At 33.5% G+C, this 22,189-nt stretch carries 24 protein-coding genes and 1 pseudogene; 23 read left to right on the top strand and 2 right to left on the bottom strand.

The features are described 5' to 3' along the window. Positions 1-6: 6 nt before the first annotated feature. The 10 genes and pseudogenes from IGJ02_RS11440 (at position 7) to IGJ02_RS11395 (ending at position 6,834) form a co-directional block, all read left to right on the top strand. Positions 7-708: a response regulator transcription factor gene (locus IGJ02_RS11440; protein ID WP_010763075.1), complete on the top strand. Its 702-nt coding sequence runs from the start codon at positions 7-9 to the stop codon at positions 706-708. A gap of 24 nt (positions 709-732) precedes the next feature. Beyond that, positions 733-1,779, top strand: coding sequence for a hypothetical protein (locus IGJ02_RS11435; RefSeq protein WP_430602075.1), 1,047 nt, complete (start codon positions 733-735; stop codon positions 1,777-1,779). A gap of 74 nt (positions 1,780-1,853) precedes the next feature. Then, a complete protein-coding gene (locus IGJ02_RS11430) occupies positions 1,854-2,138 on the top strand; it encodes an SHOCT domain-containing protein (RefSeq protein ID WP_430602074.1) in 285 nt (94 codons plus the stop codon). Between the two features lie 244 nt (positions 2,139-2,382). Further along, a complete protein-coding gene (locus tag IGJ02_RS11425; RefSeq protein WP_430602073.1) occupies positions 2,383-3,582 on the top strand; it encodes an MFS transporter in 1,200 nt (399 codons plus the stop codon). A 60-nt stretch (positions 3,583-3,642) separates the two neighbouring features. Further along, on the top strand, positions 3,643-4,812 hold the full coding sequence (locus tag IGJ02_RS11420) for a M20 metallopeptidase family protein (RefSeq protein WP_430602072.1): 1,170 nt from the start codon (positions 3,643-3,645) through the stop codon (positions 4,810-4,812). A gap of 266 nt (positions 4,813-5,078) precedes the next feature. After that, positions 5,079-5,375 carry a DUF3784 domain-containing protein gene (locus tag IGJ02_RS11415; RefSeq protein ID WP_430602071.1) on the top strand — a complete coding sequence of 99 codons (297 nt, stop codon included), beginning with the start codon at positions 5,079-5,081 and terminating at the stop codon, positions 5,373-5,375. A gap of 23 nt (positions 5,376-5,398) precedes the next feature. Then, positions 5,399-5,653 carry a hypothetical protein gene (locus IGJ02_RS11410; RefSeq protein WP_010763081.1) on the top strand — a complete coding sequence of 85 codons (255 nt, stop codon included), beginning with the start codon at positions 5,399-5,401 and terminating at the stop codon, positions 5,651-5,653. Between the two features lie 99 nt (positions 5,654-5,752). Further along, the gene (locus tag IGJ02_RS11405) at positions 5,753-6,109 is read left to right on the top strand and encodes a DUF2200 domain-containing protein (protein ID WP_430602070.1); all 357 of its coding nucleotides are present in this window, start codon (positions 5,753-5,755) and stop codon (positions 6,107-6,109) included. A 309-nt stretch (positions 6,110-6,418) separates the two neighbouring features. Further along, positions 6,419-6,502: pseudogene (locus IGJ02_RS11400) on the top strand (hypothetical protein); the annotation flags it as partial. Positions 6,503-6,594: 92 nt separating this feature from the next. Next, positions 6,595-6,834: a helix-turn-helix transcriptional regulator gene (locus IGJ02_RS11395; RefSeq protein WP_010763083.1), complete on the top strand. Its 240-nt coding sequence runs from the start codon at positions 6,595-6,597 to the stop codon at positions 6,832-6,834. Between the two features lie 100 nt (positions 6,835-6,934). On the opposite strand, the gene galE is transcribed toward IGJ02_RS11395, so the two are convergent. After that, on the bottom strand, positions 6,935-7,900 hold the full coding sequence (gene galE, locus IGJ02_RS11390) for a UDP-glucose 4-epimerase GalE (protein ID WP_430602069.1): 966 nt from the start codon (positions 7,898-7,900) through the stop codon (positions 6,935-6,937). Between the two features lie 257 nt (positions 7,901-8,157). On the opposite strand from galE, the gene IGJ02_RS11385 reads away from it, so the two are divergent. The 6 genes from IGJ02_RS11385 (at position 8,158) to IGJ02_RS11360 (ending at position 14,280) form a co-directional block, all read left to right on the top strand. Further along, a complete protein-coding gene (locus IGJ02_RS11385; RefSeq protein WP_430602068.1) occupies positions 8,158-9,672 on the top strand; it encodes a HEAT repeat domain-containing protein in 1,515 nt (504 codons plus the stop codon). A gap of 11 nt (positions 9,673-9,683) precedes the next feature. Then, positions 9,684-10,037 (top strand): hypothetical protein, encoded by a 354-nt coding sequence (locus IGJ02_RS11380; RefSeq protein WP_430602067.1) that lies wholly within the window; start codon positions 9,684-9,686, stop codon positions 10,035-10,037. Positions 10,038-10,211: 174 nt separating this feature from the next. Further along, positions 10,212-11,945, top strand: coding sequence for a DNA/RNA helicase domain-containing protein (locus IGJ02_RS11375; protein ID WP_430602066.1), 1,734 nt, complete (start codon positions 10,212-10,214; stop codon positions 11,943-11,945). Further along, complete coding sequence (locus IGJ02_RS11370; RefSeq protein WP_430602065.1) at positions 11,933-12,262, top strand: nucleotide pyrophosphohydrolase; 330 nt, start codon at positions 11,933-11,935, stop codon at positions 12,260-12,262. Before IGJ02_RS11375 ends, IGJ02_RS11370 begins: the two co-directional genes overlap by 13 nt. A gap of 350 nt (positions 12,263-12,612) precedes the next feature. Then, on the top strand, positions 12,613-13,080 hold the full coding sequence (locus IGJ02_RS11365) for a hypothetical protein (protein WP_430602064.1): 468 nt from the start codon (positions 12,613-12,615) through the stop codon (positions 13,078-13,080). Between the two features lie 39 nt (positions 13,081-13,119). Continuing rightward, complete coding sequence (locus tag IGJ02_RS11360) at positions 13,120-14,280, top strand: C47 family peptidase (RefSeq protein ID WP_430602063.1); 1,161 nt, start codon at positions 13,120-13,122, stop codon at positions 14,278-14,280. Positions 14,281-14,378: 98 nt separating this feature from the next. Here IGJ02_RS11360 and IGJ02_RS11355 read toward each other — a convergent pair whose 3' ends face one another. Then, complete coding sequence (locus IGJ02_RS11355; protein ID WP_430602062.1) at positions 14,379-14,672, bottom strand: hypothetical protein; 294 nt, start codon at positions 14,670-14,672, stop codon at positions 14,379-14,381. Between the two features lie 1,165 nt (positions 14,673-15,837). On the opposite strand from IGJ02_RS11355, the gene IGJ02_RS11350 reads away from it, so the two are divergent. From IGJ02_RS11350 to IGJ02_RS11320, 7 genes are all read left to right on the top strand, one after another. Further along, positions 15,838-17,058 carry a hypothetical protein gene (locus IGJ02_RS11350; RefSeq protein WP_430602061.1) on the top strand — a complete coding sequence of 407 codons (1,221 nt, stop codon included), beginning with the start codon at positions 15,838-15,840 and terminating at the stop codon, positions 17,056-17,058. 18 nt (positions 17,059-17,076) lie between these two features. After that, entirely contained in the window at positions 17,077-17,472 is a 396-nt protein-coding gene (locus tag IGJ02_RS11345) for a hypothetical protein (RefSeq protein WP_206849934.1), read from the top strand. Positions 17,473-18,115: 643 nt separating this feature from the next. Next, a complete protein-coding gene (locus tag IGJ02_RS11340; protein ID WP_430602060.1) occupies positions 18,116-18,469 on the top strand; it encodes an MmcQ/YjbR family DNA-binding protein in 354 nt (117 codons plus the stop codon). A gap of 155 nt (positions 18,470-18,624) precedes the next feature. Continuing rightward, complete coding sequence (locus IGJ02_RS11335; protein WP_430602059.1) at positions 18,625-19,047, top strand: SRPBCC family protein; 423 nt, start codon at positions 18,625-18,627, stop codon at positions 19,045-19,047. 189 nt (positions 19,048-19,236) lie between these two features. Then, the gene (locus tag IGJ02_RS11330; RefSeq protein ID WP_430602058.1) at positions 19,237-19,713 is read left to right on the top strand and encodes a hypothetical protein; all 477 of its coding nucleotides are present in this window, start codon (positions 19,237-19,239) and stop codon (positions 19,711-19,713) included. 204 nt (positions 19,714-19,917) lie between these two features. Further along, positions 19,918-20,784 carry a hypothetical protein gene (locus IGJ02_RS11325; protein WP_430602057.1) on the top strand — a complete coding sequence of 289 codons (867 nt, stop codon included), beginning with the start codon at positions 19,918-19,920 and terminating at the stop codon, positions 20,782-20,784. A 739-nt stretch (positions 20,785-21,523) separates the two neighbouring features. Beyond that, positions 21,524-22,039, top strand: a complete 516-nt coding sequence (locus IGJ02_RS11320; protein WP_430602056.1) for a GNAT family N-acetyltransferase — start codon at positions 21,524-21,526, stop codon at positions 22,037-22,039. The last annotated feature ends 150 nt before the right edge of the window (positions 22,040-22,189 follow it).

Below are 22,189 nucleotides of genomic sequence, written 5' to 3'. Positions count from 1 at the left end.
AGCCAAATGTCAAAGGAGATAGCACATATTTTATTGATCGAAGATGACGCAAGTATTGCCGAATTACAAAAGGACTATCTAGAAATCAACCATATGAAAGCTGAAATTGCAAGTGATGGATTGGCTGGACTAAACCGGGCTTTAAATGAACCGTTCGATTTGATTGTGATCGACATCATGTTACCATCGATGGATGGATTTGAAATTTGCCGTCGAATCAGAGAAAAGAAAAATATTCCTTTGATGATTGTTTCTGCGAAAAAAGAAGATATTGATAAGGTCAGAGGACTTGGTCTTGGGGCTGATGATTATATGACGAAACCATTTAGTCCAAGTGAGCTTGTCGCTCGTGTTCAGGCTCATATCAAACGATATCAATTATTGACAGGGACGGATCAAGTCAATGATAAGATAGAAAGCGGTCAAATTATGATCGATAAAAATGCTCGCAGAGTTTTCGTTTTGGGAAGAGAACTTATTTTTACTACAAAAGAATTTGATCTGCTGCTCTTTTTTATGGAGCACCCGAATCGAGTTTGGATGAAAGAACAATTATTTCGTCAAGTTTGGGATATGGATGATCTTGATAGTGATATTTATACCGTCGTCGTCCATATAGGGCGTATCAGAGAGAAATTGAAAAAAGGAAAATTATCAGAGATTCCTATTGAAACTATTTGGGGCAGTGGTTATCGATTTAATGCCTAATAAGTCAATCAAAGGAGGAAATTCATGAAAAAACAGCACTTGCTTGCTAGTGTCCTTTTGTTTACCATTGTCAGTTTAACAGCTTGTAAACCAGATCAACAAAAAGGGACAAAAAAAACGAGTGAAACATCAAAAGAGGTTCTCTTTATCCCTTCCTCATCAGAGGTTGACGCATCGAGTGAAGAAGGAAAAGAAAAATCTGCAAATGATCTGTCCTTTGAAAATACCTCATATAATTATGATGTTGTAACAGGGGCAACGCAAACAACATTTGGTTCCAATCCAAAACCTCTTTATTCTTATGAGGAAAAATTAAAGAAAATGTTCTGGTCAAATCAGCCGCCACTTGGGTTGATGGAAGGAAATTATTATACGAATGAAGGCTACTTTGATGTTGGAAATAAAGGCATCGTCGAAATTATCACCGATGATACAAGTAAGATTATCAATGTTGAATTTAATGAATACGCTGCTGAAAATTATTACGCATCAAACTATTCAGGTGCGAACAAACGATTATCAGATTATGCATTCTTTCAAGCTCAAAATCCTAGAACAGATACAACTTTGGTAACCGTCGTTAATGGCATTACGTTTGTAGAAAAGCAAATGCGTGAAGAAAATCGGATCGAAGGCAATTTTGAAACGGTTAAAGGTTCTTCAACAACGGCCAGACAAGGCTTAATGGCGATAGCTTCTGAGTTAAAAGATCAAATCAGGCAGCCGTCTAAGACTAAATATATCGGTTACGCAGAAGATTTTGGCGATGGGTTGATTGGCAGACTACAGTTGACTGTGACAGACGGTAAAATTGATAGTGCTCGTTATGATGAATATTTTGCAGATCAACCAGAAAAAATTGCTGTAGATCAGTTAAAGCAGTATTATCGTCAATCCAAATATTTCTCTTTGACCTATAATGAACAAACCAATAAGGATTTTGTGATTTTTTCTGATACCTTGACGAAGGAAATCATCGATAAGCAAAAGCTGACAATTGAAAATACTGAATTAACAAAGCACCCATCGTATGCGTCTTATCAAAAATTAGTGGAACACATCAAGCTGTAATCAACTGATTTACGACACACTTTTGACATATTTTTCTTTTATAATAAGAAAAAATAGGTTAGGAGAGATTATTCATGGGTCATTGTTCAGATATTTTTACAGGTGGTAGAGGAATGATGAGAGGTGGAATGCTTGGTATGGGCATTCTTTGGTGGATTTTTATTGTTATTGTAATTTTTGCTGTGGTTTATTTAATGAAAAATAAAACGAACCAACAATTAACCAACGATTTTCAGACGCAAAAACCAATAGAGCCAACCCCTTATCCTTCGGCACTTGAGATATTGGACCAAGAATTTGCGAAAGGCAATATCACAGAAGAAGAATATTTGCATAGAAAAGAACGATTGAAACAATAAGAATAAGCAAAAAGTTGATGCCTAATGGTCTGTCACCTTTTTGCTTTTTTAATTGTGTCTAGGACATATTTTTTATAAAGAGCATTATTAGACAGTTCTCTTTTTTAGATGATTTTTATTAATTAAAATTCATAATACTCTCATTTTAATCTTCATTTTAGCTGAATAATAGATTATACTAAAGGAGTAGCATTTATTTTATAAAGGCAAATAGGAATGTTGTTACCACTTATTAGGAGGGTTTATGGAAAGAAAAGAGACGAAGAAAAGAGGATTATTGTTAGTCGCGTTGTTTTTAGGTTATACCATGGTGTACATTGACAAGCTTTCAGTAGGGTATTCATTGATCCCGATTTCAACTGAATTTGGCTTAGAGCCAGCTGCTAAAGGAATGATCATGAGTGCTTTTTTCCTTGGTTATGCGATTATGCAGATTCCGATGGGGTTGGTCATTAATAAGGTAGGCTCGCGAGTTGTTTTGATTGGTTCGGTATTAGGGATGGGGTTATTTTCGTTCTTATTTGGTTTTGGAACGTCATTGATCATGTTTATGTCGCTGCGTTTTTTAACTGGATTGCTCGCACACTCAGGTTATGCATCATCAGCGAGTAAGGAAGTTACGATGAATTTCCCACCAGAGAAACGAACATTTGCTCAAGGGATTTTACTATCATCTTCAGGGGTAGCAGGCTTTATCGGGCCGTTGGCATTATCGCCGATCATTACAAATGCTGGATGGAAAAATGCCTATCTTATTTTAACTGTGTTGGCTGTTGCAATTGCTATTTTTTTAATTATTGCAATTCCAAGAAACGAAAAAGCGCAGGAAAAAGCAGAAGCCGTTGCAACAAAAACGGATAAGATTTCTATTTTAGTGATCTGGTCAGATATTCGCGTTTGGGTCTTGTTTCTAAGTTCCTTTTTCATCAACTGTTTATTATATGGACTTTCAAGCTGGGTGCCGAGTTTCTTAACTGGAGAACGTGGATTAGATTTAAATGGTGCAGCTGTGATCAGCAGTGTGGGTGGCTTGTTTATGCTGATAGGTTCGATTGGCGGTAGCTATGTTGTGGGTAGATTTTTTCAACACAAGGAAAAAGCTATTGTTGCAATTACAGCTGTCTTAGGTGCGATTTCAGCATTCGGTTCTTATTATATTGGTAATCTAGTTTTATTGTCGATCGTTATGGGCTTAGCAAATTTCTTTTTGATCATCTCATTTGTTACGATGATGAGTATTCCATTGAGAATTTTTGAAGGAGCGAAATTTGCACCAAGTTACGGAACACTTGCTACAGGAGGGATTCTCGGTGGTTTTGTTTCACCAACACTCATTGGGAAATTAGTCGAATTGTCAAATGGACAATATATTTCGACCTTTATCTTCTTTTTAGCTGTTGGGCTATTAACGGCTGTGACGATCATGTTTATCAAACAAAAATAGAACCATTATTTCATTAGTGTAAAGCATAAAAATAAGCTTAAATCAAAGGGAGGAATCACTATGACAAACATTCAAGAAAAAATGCCTCAAGCAGATATGATTAAATGGAGAAGACATTTACATCGTTATCCAGAACTATCATTTCATGAAGTTGAAACAGCCAAATACATCAAAAAGGTACTAGCTGATTTTCCTAATATAGAAGTTAGTTCATTGACAGAAAATAGTGTGATCGCAATTTTAAAAGGCAATCGACCAGGCAAAACAATTGCTTTAAGAGCAGATATCGATGCACTGCCGATTGTAGAAGAATCAGATGTTGACTTTCCATCCGAAAATCCAGGTGTAATGCATGCGTGTGGTCATGATACACATACAGCCATGCTGTTAGGTGCAATCAAAGTCTTGAGCGAAATGCAGGATAAAATTGCCGGCACTGTGAAATTTATTTTCCAACCAGCCGAAGAAGAACCACCAGGTGGTGCAAAATTATTAGTTGAAGCAGGTGTGATGGATGATGTAGATATGGTATTTGGTTTGCATATCGCACCAAATATTCCAGTTGGTATGGTAGGTACTAGAAAAGGCCCTGCTAGTGCAGCTTCAGATGTCTTCACGCTGAAGATCCAAGGAAAAGGTTCCCACGGTTCAACGCCAGATTTATCTGTTGATCCAATCATGATTGGTGTAGAGATCATCAATAATTTGAACAATATTGTTTCAAGAAATATTAGTCCTTTTGACAATGCAGTTATTTCAATTGGTGAATTTAATGCAGGAAAAACAGCGAATGTCATTCCAGATACAGCACAAATCCAAGGAACTGTGCGTACAAATGATAAAGAAATTCGACAGTTTATTAAAAAGCGTATAGAAGGAATCGTTGATAGCATTTGTAAGATGTACGATGCAACATATGACTTAGACTATTTATTAGGTTACAGTGAAGTCAATAATGATAGTGATGCAACAGATATTGTTATGGCTGCAGCTGAAAAAGTTGTTGGTAAAGAGCGGATGTTTGAAGCGCCTAAAATGATGGGCGGCGAAGATTTTTCTGCGTATACAGATGTTAAGCCAGGATCATTCTTTATTTTAGGCGGGGGAACAGCGGCAGAAGGTTGTGGTTATATGAATCATCATCCTAAATTTAAAATTATGGAAGACTGTTTCCCGGTAGGATCTGGAATGCATGCACAGCTTATCTTGGATATTTTAGGACAGGGATAGAAATTTTTGAAAGATCGTGGGGCAAAACCAAATATTAGTTTTGTTTTCCACTTTAAATCTAAATAAACGACGAGACAAAAGCAACTACTCCGCTAGGCTTCGATCACAACAAATTCTAAGTGCTAAAGCACTATGAGTTGAAGGCTTCGGAAATAAGCTGAACGCATTTGTCTCGTCTTCTTTTACATACAATAAAGCTAGTATTTAGCGGGAAACTTTGGCAAAATAGAAGATAAGAAGTTCTGAAAAATAGGAAGGTGAAAAAAATGGTTGATTTGATTATGATTCTTATTTTTATTATCTGTGGGGTGCAGCTTTGGCGGGGCAAGTGGTCATGGTTGATAGCTGGATATAACACCGCAAGTGAACAAGAAAAAGCGAAAACAAACGAATGGGCTTTAGGAAAAGTAATGAGCATCATTCTTATTATTTCTGCAATGTTGATTGGATTAGGAAGTTTATTTCTCCAACTTCAGTTAGTTATTGCAATCGCAATTACCATACTTGTAGGCGGAGCGATCGCTTATATCAATACATCACCACGATTCAAAAATGAGATCTAGCAATAATAAGGAGTTGAAACGTCATGTTTATACTAATAATAGCTATTTTACTGTTCTTTTGTGTATTTATACTAATAGATAAAGAGAAAAACAAACAAAACAGTCCAATACCTCAGAAAAAGAATCCAACAACAAAACTTTCCCTTGATCAAAAAATCAAATTAGAAAAGGCAGAAAGCATGCAACAAGTTACCTCAAAGATCAGACAAATTGAAAAACAAACAATCAAGAATCTTCTATCCGTTTTGAATCATCTAAAAGAAAATACGAAGAGTTAATTTTTGTAAATAGAACTGAAACACTAAAATTCAACAATGACTAAAATAAAGTTATAATAAGACAAAGCAAACAAAATACTTAATAGAGGATGGAAAAAAATGGAAGCGAAAAAACCAAAAATATTTGCGATGTCCTTTGCCAGCGTTTACCCGCTATATATCAAAAAAGTAGAAAAAAAAGGTCGAACAAAAGAAGAAGTAGACGAAATCATCATCTGGTTAACTGGCTATGATGAAGCTGCACTACAAAAGCAAATAGCTGAAAAAGTTGATTTTGAAACGTTTTTTGCAGAAGCACCACAAATAAATCCTAATGTATCATTGATCAAAGGTGTGATCTGTGGGTATCGCGTAGAAGAAATAGAAGATGAGTTAATGCAGAAAATTCGCTATATGGATAAACTAATCGATGAATTAGCGAAAGGAAAAGCAATGGAAAAAATATTAAGAAAATAGCCAATAATAATCAGGTACATAACAAAACAGTCTTGTCAGTTTGAGCTAGAAGGGAACCAGTCTGCTTAATCGATGGGATTGTTTTTTTGTGGATTTTTAGTACTAAGCTATTCACACCTCATAAACCTCAAAAATACTTCGGATTTCTAGAGATCAACTCCTTTAATCTTAAAGTTTCTTAAAGTACGCAAAAAATAACATATAATCGAAAAAAAATACCGATATCTTATGGATATAGTACAACGTAACATCAAAATTGCTTTTTAAATCAGTCTTAGTATGTGATATTTAAGATAACGCAGACAGGAGGGGACAAACATGAAGGAAAACATTTTTACGAATGTCGAGGGAATAGCTTCTTTGATGAAGGAAATGTCTCGGCAAATCACGTAATAGAATAAAATGACATCGTTACGTAGTTTTTTATGTGAATTTATAAGCTAGTGACAAGCATAAAAAATGTTTTGAAGGTAGGTTGACAGAATATGGAGATTGGAAAATTATTAAAAATCCGCAGAGAACAAAAAAATTTAACTCAGCAGCAAGTTGCTGCAAAATTTCATGTAACAAGACAAACCGTCTCACGTTGGGAAAATGAGAAATCGTACCCTAATATCGATACATTAGTTGAATTAAGTTTCTTTTTTGATTTTTCTCTAGATGAAATTTTAAAGGGAGATGATTTGATGGTTAGTGAAGAAAGTAAACGTGATGATGAACTTTAGAATATGGAGAGTCAGCTAATCGTTGAATAGTAATAGAAGAAGCCTATATGTAAGAGTTCTTGCTCTCACATATAAGCTTCTTCTATTTTAGGCTCATCTATCAGTCATTTTCATATCCAGTTGGATGATCAGTATGCCATCTCCAAGCACTATCAATAATCGACTCTAAATCAGTGTATTGAGGTTTCCAGCCTAAAATCGATTCGATTTTTTTACTTGAAGCAATCAAAGAATGAGGATCACCTTCTCTTCGGTTGCCGTATTTTATAGGAATCTTCTTCTGCGTATAGTCTTCGACTTTATTAATAATTTCCAGTGTTGAAAAGCCAGTCGAGCTGCCGACATTGAAAATAGTACTTTCTTTTCCTTCTAGTAAATAATCCATCGCCAGTAAATGAGCATTCGCTAAATCCACCACATGTACATAATCCCGAACCGTTGTCCCATCTTTTGTATTATAATCATCTCCAAAAATGGTAATATATTCTCTTTTTCCTAAGGGAACTTCTAAAACGATGGGGATCAAATGCGTTTCTGGTTGATGATCTTCACCAATTGTCCCAGATAAATCAGCACCAGCCACATTGAAATAGCGCAATACGACATAGTTGATGTCATAGGCAGTATGGCACCACTGAATGATCGTTTCCATCATCCGCTTACTTTCTCCATAAGAATTCTTAGGAAGGGTCTCAGTATCTTCTGTTATCACTTCTTCTGAAGTATCTCCGTAAACCGCTGCAGTAGAAGAGAAGATGATCGTTTTCACCGCAAATTCATTCATGACTTCTAAAAGAGTAATCAGACCTGAAACGTTATTATCAAAATAAAGTAATGGATCTTTCATGGATTCTTCCACAGACGAATTAGCGGCAAAATGAAACACAATATCAAAGGATGTTTCTGTGAAAAGATTTCTGAGTAAGGGTTTGTCTTTTGCATTTCCTTTGATAAAAGTTGCTGGTTTGGGGACAGCTTCAGCGTGTCCTGTTTGTAGATTATCTAGAACGATGACTTTGTGGTTTGAGTCGATGTAGCCAGCTCCTCCGACGACTAAGATGTTCATTGATAACCTCCTGATTTAAGAGCTTGTCCTGTATTGAAAAAAAGTTGTATCTGCTTTCATTATAAGTTATCAAAATTTATATAGATAGATTCAACCCTTGTAGTTATGAAATGATTAATAAATTCAATTGAAGATTCAGATTACCGCTTTAGAAATTCTTCATTTCATGGTAATCATAACCAAGGAATAACTTATGTTAAAATAGCAGTAAGGAATAAAATTTATAGTTCGTAAATAAAAATAAGTGGGGAAATAAAATGAACCAAACGTTGTTGGTATTGCAAATGGAACAATCAGAAATTAAAAGTATGGCTGCTGCAATCAAGTATTGCTATAAAAAAATTATATTCAATCAAGAAAACCGATTAACATATACGACTTATCTTGGACAGATTTTAGAGGAACAAACGCCTAAAGAATTTTTGAATACATTTAAACAATTAAGAGCTTTTTCCTATGGTCAGAGTGACTGGAATTGGTTTGATATAAATGAATCAATCTTGGTTGGTTTATCCTCTAACAATTCTGCCTCATTTTGGTCTTGGCTAGTTTGTCATCCAAATGGCTATGTCAGAGAATTTGCATTAAAAAAATTGAGTGCAGAATCCTTTTCTAATACATTACCATTTTTACTTATTACTTTAAATGACCACGTTGAAACAATAAGAAAATTCGCAGAACTAGAAATTAATAAATCTGTTGCACAGGAAAATGAAGCGACGATTCTTTTTTCTTTACCTTTAATCAAACGCTTAAAAGAGTTAGAGCACAAAGAAAATTTAGATGTGTACAATCGACTAAACACCATCCTATTGAATCAGTTTGACTTATTGGAAAAAGCCCAGGAAATTAAGGATATCTATATTTCAAGGTATGGATTTGAGTTAAGCTTTCGACTCGACGAACAACATAAAGTACAAGTAATAAAAAACGGCTTGAAAAAAACAGACAGAATGATCTTAAGATGGACATTTAATGAAATACTAAAAGAAGAACAGTGGGAAAAAGAGTATCTATCTCAGATGTTAAGTCATCCGCAAATGATTATTCGAAAACTAGCATGCGAGTGGTGTTATAACAATCGAGTGAAAGAAGAGCAAATGATTCCAAAATTATTGGATCAAACAGCTGTAATTAAGTATTTAGCGCTTGATTATGTGAAAAAGCAATTTCCAGATATAGACTGCAGAGAATATTATCTCCAGCATTTAAAAGATAATCCGATCAATGCAATCCATGGTTTAGCAATTTTACAAGATAAGAGAGACCAAGATCGAATGGTGCCGCTGATTAATTCGAGTAAAAAGAAAATCAGAGTATCCGTGTTGAATTGGTTGAGCTGTTTACCTATAGAAGAGCAGGTACCGATTTATATTGAATGTTTGTCAGATTCTTCTAGAGACGTGAGAAATAAAGCGATAGATCAATTGAGTACACATTATTCATTGCAGATCAAAGAGCAGTTGACTCTTCTATTTAAAGAGAGAAAAGAAACAAGCTTTCAACTGAGTATTATCAAAATTCTTGGCGTGGAAAGTCGTAAGGATTACTTTTTTGATTTGGTTTTATTGTACGTGGATGCGTCAGATCAACTAGTGAAAGATAAGATTGAACAACAGCTTGTTGGATGGATGCTTAGCTGGAATCGGCGGTTCTTTTTTAGGTTTAGTTTGAAGGATAAAGTGACGTTGGCTTATTTGATGAATAAGAATTATGAGGAATATTCGGTGGGGGTTTTGGATGTGTTGTGGAAAGTTTTGAGAGAAAAGTAGTGGAGGTATTGATGGACTGGTTAATTGAAGAACAAGTTCTTAAAGAAGTTGAAGGATATAAAGAAGATTCATTTATTTATCTACTTCACGAAGAAAGCTTTATTGATTTAGATGCGTTCAAACACTTGATTACCTTATGTGATCAATTACCTGATTTCTATAAGGCAAATGGCAAAACAAAAAATTATGTAGAGATTATTCGAATAATCTTAGATCGATTTGAATACATTTTGATGTGTTGGAGTTATCATCTTAATGAGAATGATTTATTTTATATCAAGAATTTTCAAGAAATGGAAGAAAAAGAAGGTATTATACTCATTAATGATGAGATACGAAGAATCACTGGATTGTTGATTTTTTAGAATATTAGTCTCAAAAAAGCATGTTGTAATAGCTAGATGTCATGTCTAATAATTATAAAATGCTTTTTATTACGCAAAATTAGTGTTGTTCTATTTATAAATTAAAACTTTCTTACATAAAAGATTCCCTATTTTGAAAATAATTGTTACAATGTGTTTGGGAGAGTGTCGTTTATGAATTATGAAGATGATAGTATACAAATACAGCTCAAAGAATATGATTTTTGTGAAAAAGAGGTTGAAAACTTAAAAGATCCTTTTGAAACCAATTACCCTATTTTGTATATTTTATATAATACGGACAAAAAGAAGATGCCAGAAGCATATGTGGGACAAAGTCACCGCTTTGATAAGCGAATGTCAGAACATCTAAAAAGTAATAAGAAAGCAATGATGAAGAAAATTGTCATGATTGGACATGACACATTGAACGTATCTGCAGCGTTGAATATTGAAACGAATTTAATCAGTTGTTTTATCGCTGATGAAAAATACAAAGTTGAAAATAGAAGCCAAATCAAAGGCAGCGAATCACATAACTATTATGATAAAAGATACTATGATGAAGTGTTGTTTCCGAAAATTTGGACTCGTCTTAGAGATGAAAAAATTGTTGAACACAGTGCTGATTTTTTAAGAAATAAGGACACCTTCAAATTATCACCGTTTCGCGGATTATCACCTGAACAACAAGACTTAAAAGAAAAAGTCATCGATTTTTGTAAACGAAGTTTAGCTGATACGAAAAATGAACATCATGTCTTTTTTATTGCAGGAGAAGCTGGTACAGGTAAAAGTGTTGTTTTGAGTGCTATATTTAAAACGATTCAAGACTTAGCTGAAAAGAAGGAAAACAACGAGTTTTCTGACTTTAATCAGGATAATAATTATCTTTTGGTCAATCATAATGAGATGCTGAAAACTTATAAGAGTATCGCCGAAAGTTTGCCTAATTTAAAAAAGAAAAACTTTATGAAACCAACTAGTTTTATCAATGACATCGACAAGGGAAAACGAAAACAAGCAGACATCGTATTAGTAGATGAATCTCATTTACTACTTTCTACAAAAGACAAATACAATAGTTTTGAATATGAGAACCAACTGGAAGAGGTTATCAAAAGAAGTAAAGTCACGATTGTTGTATTTGATGAAAAACAAGTTCTAAAGCTAAAAAGTCATTGGAATGTTGATAGTCTTGTTGAGATAAAAGATAAGTACCCAATTCATGAAGAATACCATTTAACGACTCAATTTAGAATGAAAGCTGCTCCTGAAATCGTTCATTGGGTAGATTCATTTGTAGGTCGAAAAATTTTGCCATTTCCTAAAGTGACAAAACGAGAAAAGACTAAAGTAGAAAAAAGATTTGGAGATGAGGATTTTGATTTCCGCTTTTTCTCTAGTGCTGAAGACATGAGGATGGAAATAAACGCAAGAAACCAGAAATTTGGCTTAAGCAGAATCGTTTCAACCTTTGACTATACACATAAAAAAGATGGCGGAGAGTATCTTGTTGAAGAAGGAGATTTTTCAGCACCATGGAACCGTACAGATTACAAAAAAAGCTGGGCTGAAGAAGAGGCAACGATTAACGAAGTTGGTTCGATTTATACAATACAAGGCTTTGATTTAAACTATGTAGGGGTAATTTTAGGACCTTCGATTGGTTATGATGTTGAGAAGAATGAGCTAAAAATCGATATTGAAAAATACAAAGATTCAGAAGCCTTCAAAAGTCGTGAAGGAATCGAAAATATCGACAAAGTGAAAGAGCAAATCATTTTGAATTCGATCAATGTGTTGTTAAAACGAGGAATCAATGGTTTATATATTTACGCAAGTGATGATAAACTGAGAGAGAAGTTAATGACAATTCAAAAGGAGAAATCAAAATGGACGAATTAATCAAGAAAATCAATCAATTTAGGGATGATCGCGATTGGCGACAATTTCATAATCCGAAAGATTTAGCAATTTCGATTTCTTTGGAAGCTTCTGAATTGCTGGAGAACTTTCAGTGGAAAACAAGTGAAGAAGCTAAGGAGAAGAATCAAGAGAATATTGAACAGGAATTGGCGGATGTGCTGATTTATAGTTTGATGTTGGCAAGTGATTTGGGATTGGATGTTGAGGGGATTATTGAGAAGAAGTTGGAGTTGAATGATAAGAAGTATCCAGTTGAGAAGAGTAAGGGGAATAAAGAGAAGTATACGGAACTTTAAATTGATGGAATTCAATTAACTGATTTGATGATTGACTATCAAGTCGGCGTTGAAACGGCCAAAACGTATAAAGTTTTCAAAATAGATAGTGACTATTTTGATTTTGAATAATCGGATATTGTAAACTAGGAGCACTTTAACCAGTGAACCTAGTTTATTTTATTTCAATTTTACTTTTTCACAAAAGCAGTCATAGTTTTCTCTGCCCATTGCTCCTTCCTAAAACTGTAATCAATTCAACATATGCTACTAATTTCATGTTCTTTATAATGAATTAATGGATGGAATTGACTAATAAAAAACTATATATTACTATTAGTTTTATATAGTGTTAGATTGGAGAGGTTCTATTGAAAAACTTAACATACATTCCTCTTTTTTTCGTTCTGATATTTTTGCTAATAGGCTGTAAATCTACCAACGAAAAAAATCCTGTACTGAAGCAATCGTCAAAAGAAAGTAGTCAAGTAAAAGAACTAGTTATTGAAAGTACAGAAAAAAAGTTACAATTCGATAAATTTTTAGGTGATTGGCGAGGTATAAAGGAAGATAGTCAGTATTTATTAAGTATTAAAGAAGGCAGCGAAGGCATGTTGAATTTTGTTTTAAAAGATGGAGAAAATGAACAGAATTATGAAAATTATCAAGTTCAAAAATATGATGAATCAAGTCTATATTTACTAAACGACGATCAAACATTTTTCATAGGAATATCTATTGAAAATGATGAATTGACATGGGCTTATGGTGTATATACACAGTCAAATACAGCAGAAGGAATGAGTCGACCTATTAAATTCAGTAAAACAAATACTTAAAAGGTATTTACTTTAATAAAATTTATTTGGAGGAATGATATGAAAATGAAAAAGTGGTTGTTGTGTAGTGTAATGTTTTTAGGTTTATTTGTTGGAATAGCAAATTTTAATGTGGTAGACGCAAGTAGCGATGAAGAATTGCTAGTTAAAACGTCAAAAATCCCTCAAGAAATAGATGAGTTTGCGAAAAAAGATTTTGGGAATTTATTGAGTGCTACTTTGTTTTTGGAAGGTGCTAATACAAAAACCAGTGAATATGAGCTAGGTTCTTCATTTGCAATGTTTGACGGCGAGAATGTAGAAAATAGTACTATTTTTTTCCCGATTTTTTTAAATCGGCGAGTTGAGTTTCTATATTCTGTAAGAAATGATGTTGTTACTGGATATACTTCATCTGTTTCAAGATTTTTAATTAAAGAAATCAATGATATATTGGACTCAGCTATTGGTGAACCCGTATCTTTTCATGTTAAGGATAGTGATATCTACTTTAAGCTAAATGATAAAATCAAGAAAATATACAGTGCGCCAAAAGAGAACACTGATGAGAATCAAAGCTCAGACGATATTATAGTTGAAGAGAATGATTTAGAAATAAAGAATGTATCTGAACATATCGATTATGAGATACAGCCAAACCTAGAAAAAGCTAAAGTAACCAGGTCAACTGTTTCAACAGCTTCAAACTATGCGATGATTAACTGGTCAATACGTGAGACTCAAAGTACTTTTCCTTGGTGTGCGGCATATGTAACAGCAGCAATTTTGAATAACAAAGTAGATAGTCGGCCGACACTTGCAAGAGACATTCTAAATTATACATTTCCCAAGTTTTCAGTAGCTCAAAAAGAAGCGACTGGTGTTAGTCAAGATCAACTATTAAATTATGGTAGAGCACGTGGCACAAATCCAATTAGGACAGGCTCAATGTTAAGCCATGCAACTGTGGAAAGAGAGTTAAGAAAAGGGAACGCAATATATATGGGGACTGAAGGATATTCTCATTCCAATTCTAAACTCCATAAATCCAGACATGCATTTGCTTTATATGGTTGGGTAAACTCGGATAAAATTAGAACCTACTATCTTTGGAATCCATGGTGGAATTATCCAATGGTTGTACAAGCTAATAATTATCCAATAACTATTCCGGTTCCGGAAGGAGTTTATATCTGGGATTCTTCAATTTATAACTGGTAATTTAGCGCGTGTTATTACTTTTTTTAGAGTTCTAATCATGTATATGTTATAAACTAGGAACACTCAACGCAGTGAACCTAGTTTATTTTATTTCAACATCACGTTCTCAAACCATCACCCGCAATTTTCCTCTCCCCATCCAACTTTCTCACTTTCTCCTCCTCAATCGTCATCAACCTCAAAAACTCCTCAAAAAAAGCATGAAACAAATGCCCACAAGCATAATATTCCTTCACAAGCTGTTTCTTATTAATCGGCCCTTTCCGAAACTGAAAAAAAAGATCCAACACAGCAAGCGGCTCCTCCCAAGACTGCAACCGATCCAACGTATGCTGCAAATCCGTAATATCCTGATAAGGAATCACCTTTAAACTCTGACCTTCTTTTTTCATAACCCATTTCCTCCCTTTTTAAAAGTACTCTTAAAACCAGTAACATGAAGCGCTGAACAACAACATCCAACGCCTCATATACATAACTCATCTATCTGCGCATTGACTGGGGCAACGATTAAACAAACCAGTGATAAAAACGACTTATGAATGATTTTTCTAAGCCCTGCGGATGTTTCAATCACTTTCTTCTCAAAGCAAAACAAAAAACGCTATTGTAGTTTTCGTGAACCACCAATACCGTCATCAATCCCCTAGATAAAGCCCAAACCCTCCATAAAATACAAAATCCCAACCAAAAGTTTCCAGACAGACTAGAAAATCCCAGTAAAATTAGGTACAATAAAGAAAGCTAGTGCTTTTGTGCTAGCAATTGGCAACTTGTATAGATAGGTGGTACTGTCTATGCAAGGCTTCATCATCTGATTGCTGTCAGATGGTGAAGTGCCTTTTTATTTTGCACCATCCCGACTGACCAAAAGTCAGAGTGAATGATGCAAAGTACAAGGTGAACGAAGTGAATGTTGTCTCCTTGTCTTATATCTATCATTGATCATTTGCTTTACTTTGAACGAACCCTCCTTTCATTAGATTTGTAGAATAGAAAAAAACGATATTAGGTAACCTCACCCAATATCGTTCACAATAGTCCCAAAGAATCATCTACTACATTTTCAAAGTAACCTATAGAGAATCCAAGAAACCTATAGAAAAATAGGCAAACTTTAGGTACAATGAAAGAAGCTAGTACATGTTGCTAGCACTATTGGCAACTTGTTTGGGCAGGTGGTACTGTCTTTACAAGGCTTCAAATGCTTGGTTGCTGCCAGGCTTTGAAGTGCCAATTTATTTTTATATTCAGATTTGAACAGTTCATGTTAGCATGAGCTGTTTTTCTATTCTACCTCTTAAGTATATCCGAAAAGAATACGAATACGCAACATAATTTTTCTTACTAATGCCATTAAATAACACTCAAAATCGCTTCCTTATATATAAGGAAAAATAACAAAAAAATTTTTTTTAATCAAAAATCATAGCAACCATCTTAAAATAAGATGTATCAACATATAGTTGGTTTATTAATATTTAATGTACTGAACTATTTACTTAGAAAAGTTAATGTGATAACATTAGTTAAAAATTAGAAAAAGTGGAGGTTTTTATGAGAATTAAAAAAGTTTTTAATAGGATTTGTTTTGGTACAGTGATCGTGTCAGCTTTATTTGTAGGAGGACATTCTGTTTCAGCAATTTCAAATGTAGAGTCAGAGAATACTTATTTTGAAGTAAAAGAAGAAACTGTTTCAGAGCTTGCTCTAAATTTAGCTAAAGATGTAAAACCAGATATAAATACAAGCATATCAGATGTAACCAAACTTTATGATAAAAACAATTCAGCAATTGGGTTTATTGTTAGTTATAAAGTAGGAGAAAAACCTTACGGATATGCGGTGTATGATTTTAGAGTACCAGGTTATTTGATGGAATTTTCAATAGATGCAAATGTAGGAGATATCATCGATAAGACTGTTGAAATGGCAGAATCAAATGGCATAGAAGTTGAAACGAAAGTAGAGAATAAAGATGTAAAAGTTGTTGAAATTGAGCCATTGAAATATTCAGTTGAAGTGAATAATGATGTGACAATTACTTCTGAAAATGAAGTAATGACGACTGATCAAGAAGTCGCTGAAATGGAAGAAAAATCTAAAGATATTGTGGTTACTAATGATGAATTTGTAACAGATGATGAGTTAGACGAACTATCTTCAACTAGTAGTAAATATGACAATCATGATAAAGTTCTCCTAAGAAAAATTGCGAACGGCTTAACTAATTTGGAGTTTAATATGTGGAGACAGTTTATACCAAGTATAGAGAGCCAAGTGGAAAGTCAAACTGGAATTTGGGGCTGTGCAGTATCTGCATTGGATATCTTAGCTAAAGGAACGAACTTAGAACAAAACACTAAGATATCCTATCCTAAACTTTGGAAGTATGCTGGAACAACCCAGTATAAGGTCGAAAATGGAATAAAATATGGTACTACCAATAACACTAAAATTGGAAATGGATTTACCCAATTTGCAAAAGAAAAGAAAAAAAATATAACGCATCAAAATATATCTAATCCGAGCTTCAATCAATTCAAGTCTGCAATTGACAATAAAAAGCCCGCCATACTAGCTTATGGAATTTGGAATGCAAAAGAGAAAGCTCGTTCTGGTCACGCAGTTGCTGTTGAAGGGTATTTTGCCTCAAAACAAGCAAATTATTTAGTTGTAGCAGATGGGTGGTATGCAGCAGCAAAGTATATTAATTATATTCCAGGAAATTTCCTTGATACATATGGTATTATATGGTCAGGAATCAATACTATTTAAGTCTGAAAAGGATCAATCATGAAAAAATTGAGTAGCGTTACAACGGTTTTAATCTTGTTGATTATTTTTATGGGGTGTTCAAAGAACACGGAGGAGAATGATGCAAGCATGAAAAGTGGAGAAAGTTTTGCACACATACGTCATTTGATCGGCACTATAACAGCTATTAGGGAAGAATCACTTATTGTGAATACAGCAACAGAAATAAGTTCTACACAAACATCTGATGATCTAGATATTCCGAAAGGAAGTGAAATTTACATTTTTATTCCTTTTAAAGATACTCGAGAGGATATTTTAAAAAGGGTTAAAATGAATGAGAAGGTAAGAATTTCATATTCTAATATAGCTATAACGAATGGCGTTTATACGTTAACGATTGTAGAAGATAGTCAAATTACCAAAGAAGACTAAAGTTAAACAGAAAAAATGTGAATTTTGTATACGAAAAGATATCGATATTTTAGGTGACGCATCTTAAACTATTCTAAAAATATTGGAGAGTGGTTTGGACCAGAATATTTATCTTTGCTAAAGAACAACGCTCTTTGGTTAAGTACTGTAGGAAATGAAACGATGGTTTTCTGATTTTTGACCAACTCTGAGTGCCAATAAATAAAACATAGTGGAATTGATTGATAAAATAGTAAGAAGCTAGATCGACTTTTCTAGTTTCTTTTTAGTATATAACAGTACGTGTAGTACCATGTTGGGGATGCTATCTTCATTCGTTCAGTTGTAGAATTGCTTAAAAACGACAAAAAGAAATAACCAGTCATTAACTTTAGCAGGTTAACTGGTTATTTCATAATCATATAAAATACTTGCTACCGTCTTAAACGGCTCTACATAGGAGAGGTATGTTAGCGCATATCTCTCTTATCACATATAATTATAGCATACAACAATTTTTTTTGCCATATCCATAGAAATGCTTTCAAAAAGATCAAACAACAGAATTCTTTTGCATGTGACGCTAAAATGTAAAAGTAAAAAATCAGAAAGCAGCCATTTTTAAAATAAGAAGGCTCAGTTTGATGAAAGGAAAATCAAAGCCATGATTGAACGTGAAGAGATAATTGAGTATATAGCTGAAACGTACACGATCTATCCAGAATATATTTTTGAAAAATTCCCTAACTATTGTGTCTTTCGACATAAACGGAAGAAAAAATGGTTTGGACTGATCATGACGATTCCTAGAAATAAACTTTATGGAGAAGAAGAGATAAAAATAGATGCCATAAATTTAAAAATAAATCCAGAATTAAATGAGATAGTCAGAAATAAAAATGGATACTACCAAGCGTATCATATGAATAAAAAGCATTGGATCACAATAGATCTTTCTGCTGTAGAGAACCTTGATCAAATCGCTGGAATAATCGATGATAGCTTCAAACTAACTTGAGGGCTAAAAACGACCATTCCTAATTTTTTTAAAAGTAGCAATTTATCAATCAACAGTACATGTAAGACCATGCTGAGTCCGCTTACATGCTATACTATAGACACAATAATTAACTAAAAGAGTATCAACAAAAAGACGCAAAAGGAGGATTTACAATGAAACACATCAAAAAAGAATTCTTACTTAATTGCACTCCCGAAAAGGCTTGGCAACTTGTCGTTGATCGTAGCAAGTATGAAATATGGGCTGCTGCTTTTCAAGAAGGCTCAACCTATTCTGGTGAAATGAAATTGAACGAAACGGTTTCATTTGTTGATGAAACAGGGAATGGTTTGGTTTCTAAAGTCGTCGTGTTTGAACCAGAGAAAGAAATCAAGTTCGCATTCTTAGGAGAAGTTACGGATGGTCAGTATGTGGAAGTACCTGAATTTGCCGAGATGCTTGAGCACTATCTATTTGAACCAGTGGGTAATCAAACGAAAATGCTCGTGGATGTTGTCATGGATGATGAGTATTATGATATGATGAATGACTTATGGGATAAAGCAGGAACGGAACTGATAAGATTAAGCAATTAGCGTATGAGAAGAGTTAAATAGATCGTTTTAATAAAAAAATAAGAGAATAATCGGGAAAGTTGATTATTCTCTTATTTTTTTCAATTTAAGAGTACACAAAGAGCATTCAAACCTGTAAAATCAAAGTAAGGTGTCATAAATAGCCTAATAAAAATCTTCATTTTTTTACTAAGAAAGGATGGTATCGATATGAAAAAGAACATTTACCTAGCCAGTTTTTCACTAGTTTTACTAGCCGGTTTTGCAACATATACTATCTATACAAAGACGAGCGACACTCAAAAGAGCGAGGAAACGAAACGTACAAATCAAGTAATAGCGAAAGAAACGCTTGAAGCATCTAAGAAAAAATCAAACGAAAGAAAAGTAGATACATTTTCAATTGATCTAAAAAATGTGGATGCTAAAAAGATATATGAAACCTTTAAAGATTCAAACGCAGATGATATTATCACTCTTTTAGAAATGGATCATGATGATTCAGATAGAATTTTAGTGTCTCCAGATGGGACGATACTAACAGGGCAAATTGGAGATGAAAATGGTAGGAAAGTTGATTCTAATACGGATAAAAATAGTATAACAGTCAAAGAGCTTAAAAACTTAGTTCTAGAACACAAAGAAAAAATCGATGAATTAGCAGATCAAAATAGTCCTATAGAGTAGCACTGAAATACAGGAAATTAAGTTAATTTATTTTAAATAGTTGTTTGTTTTTTTTTAAAGCTGACCCTATTAAAATATGTCCCAAAATCTTCACTTATTTTTTTAAATATTGAAAAATATCAATCGTATATGTTATTTACACGTTTTATTTATTATGCTAACCTTAAAGTATAATGTATGTTTTAATATGAAAGGAAGTTTAAAGTGAAAAAATTGTTAAAAGGGATTTTTGTATGTGGTGTATTGTTGGCTGTAGGTCCATTAAATGCGAGTGCTAAAGAGCAAGCGCTAGATTATGTTAGTATACCCAGCTACGATTTAAGAAGTAACGTAATTAGGAATACGCAAAATGAGTTTCCTATGAACACTGTAGAACAACAATTATATGATCAATACAATTTGCTTACGCCAAACTATTTATTGAACGTGAAAGAAGCAATCTTTGATGGCAATGTGACTTCTTTAGAAGGGGTTCAGTTTTTCAAAAACCTTGAAATTTTTGGAGAAAATGAAGGCTATTTAGGTGTTGATCCAAGAAATCTAAGTGAAAATACAAAATTGAAAGAATTGAGTGTAAATTCAACTTTTTACTCTATAGAATTTTTGAGAGAGTTAAAATCCTTGAAAAAAATCAATATAGAAAATAATGCGAATGCTAATTATGATTATCACGAAGAAAAAAATAAGTCGATTCTTCCTATTTTTGACTTAACGGTTTTAAATGACTTGAATCAGCTAGAGGAAGTAAATATTAATACAATTGGTTATATGCCGGCAATTGTACAGCGAAAAGAAAAATCAACGTATACTATAGCGAATCCAGTCTTCTTATCAAATCAATTTATTGAAGAGGAAGAAGATGAGGATGGCAATGTAATTGGGACAAAACAAAGTCCAGTTGATTTTAGCTCGATTAATGAGAATTTTTCATTTAAAGAGGATGAATTAACCTGGACAAATCTAACTCCTGATGTGAAAGAATTACGTTTTCAATGGAGCGCGAATGCCGAGTATCAAGGACAACATTTTTCTGTTAGGGGAGAATCTATTATTCCAGTTGTCTGGAAGTAGATTGATTAGCTAATCAGGTTTATATATAGACTGATTTGAAATTTGAGTCAGAGCATTTAGCTCTGGCTTTTTTGGCAATTAAATAATGTTTATTTAAGCTGGCAAACTAGTTGGATTTGATGGAAACTGGGAATAGAGGAATTATTCGATGAAAAGAAATTTAGTAAAAAGATAACTATTGATTTGTTTACTATATATTTTTTTGATCTCGATGGCATTTTGTGTATTAGTAAGTATTTGGATCAAATTGTAAATTTTCGCTATTCCAGCAATTATCTATGGAATAATGCTTATTTTGTGTTTCCTTCAGATTTTTTTTCTGTAGTATTTTGGACTATAATAGTAAGTTTCTTAATCCTCGTTATAAACATGAAAAATTAGAATTTATTGGCGGAACGAAGCAGGGATTGCTTCGTTTTGTTGTAGTTGCTCTTGGATTAATGGTTTATTTATTCCTTATTTTGATAAGATAGATTTAAATAAATTGTTCAAAGAGAATCATGTCATTAGTAATAACAGGTGACAGTCATAGTCATTATGATGGTATAATCTGAAATAAGGAGAGATGTGAGATAAATGATAAGAAAAATGAAAAGTAGAGAGAGTTGTAATGGTTTTAAAGGTGGGACTAGATATCAGCTACTTCATGTTATAGTTGTTCATTTGGAAGAAGTAATTTCGTTAGTATCTTTTTTACTCGATTCGTTACGCTCTAAAAAACTCGAAAGAAGGCAAAATAATGATTGAAATCAAAAAAATAACCCTAAATGATCTAGCAGCGTTGAGAGCATTAAGTATCAAAACATTTACAGATACCTTTGCGAAAGACAATACGCCAGAAGATTTAAAAGAGTATCTTGACCAAGCATATACAGAAGAAAAATTAGCAAATGAGCTTCAAAATCAAGATTCAGAGTTCTATTTTATTTATTCAAATGAACAACTTTCTGGATACTTAAAAATCAATGTAAATGAGGCTCAAACTGAAACCATTGAGGAAGATGCTTTAGAAATTGAACGGATTTATATCGATTCGAATTTTAAGAGATTGGGACTTGGGAAAATGCTTTATCATAAAGCCATAGAACGAGCGAAAGAGTTGAACAAGACTTCTATTTGGTTAGGTGTTTGGGAGCGTAATTTTTCTGCTATGAAGTTCTATCATAAGATGGGATTTATTCAGGTAGGCCAGCATTCTTTTTATATGGGAGAAGATGAACAGATTGATTTGATTATGAAGATGGAGCTGATGTGAGCTTTTAAGCATCATATAGTTCAGTTCTTAGGGTCAACTCTAAAAACAACCATCCGAATTGGTGAATTCACAAACCAATTCGGATGGTTGTTTTTATTTGAATTTGTTCAATATGCTAGAAGAAAAAGTATGAAAATAATCATTGAATCA

This window comes from Enterococcus sp. DIV0724b, from assembly GCF_050531475.1.
Lineage (GTDB): Bacteria > Bacillota > Bacilli > Lactobacillales > Enterococcaceae > Enterococcus_L > Enterococcus_L haemoperoxidus.
This window is presented reverse-complemented; position numbering and strand designations above follow the sequence as displayed.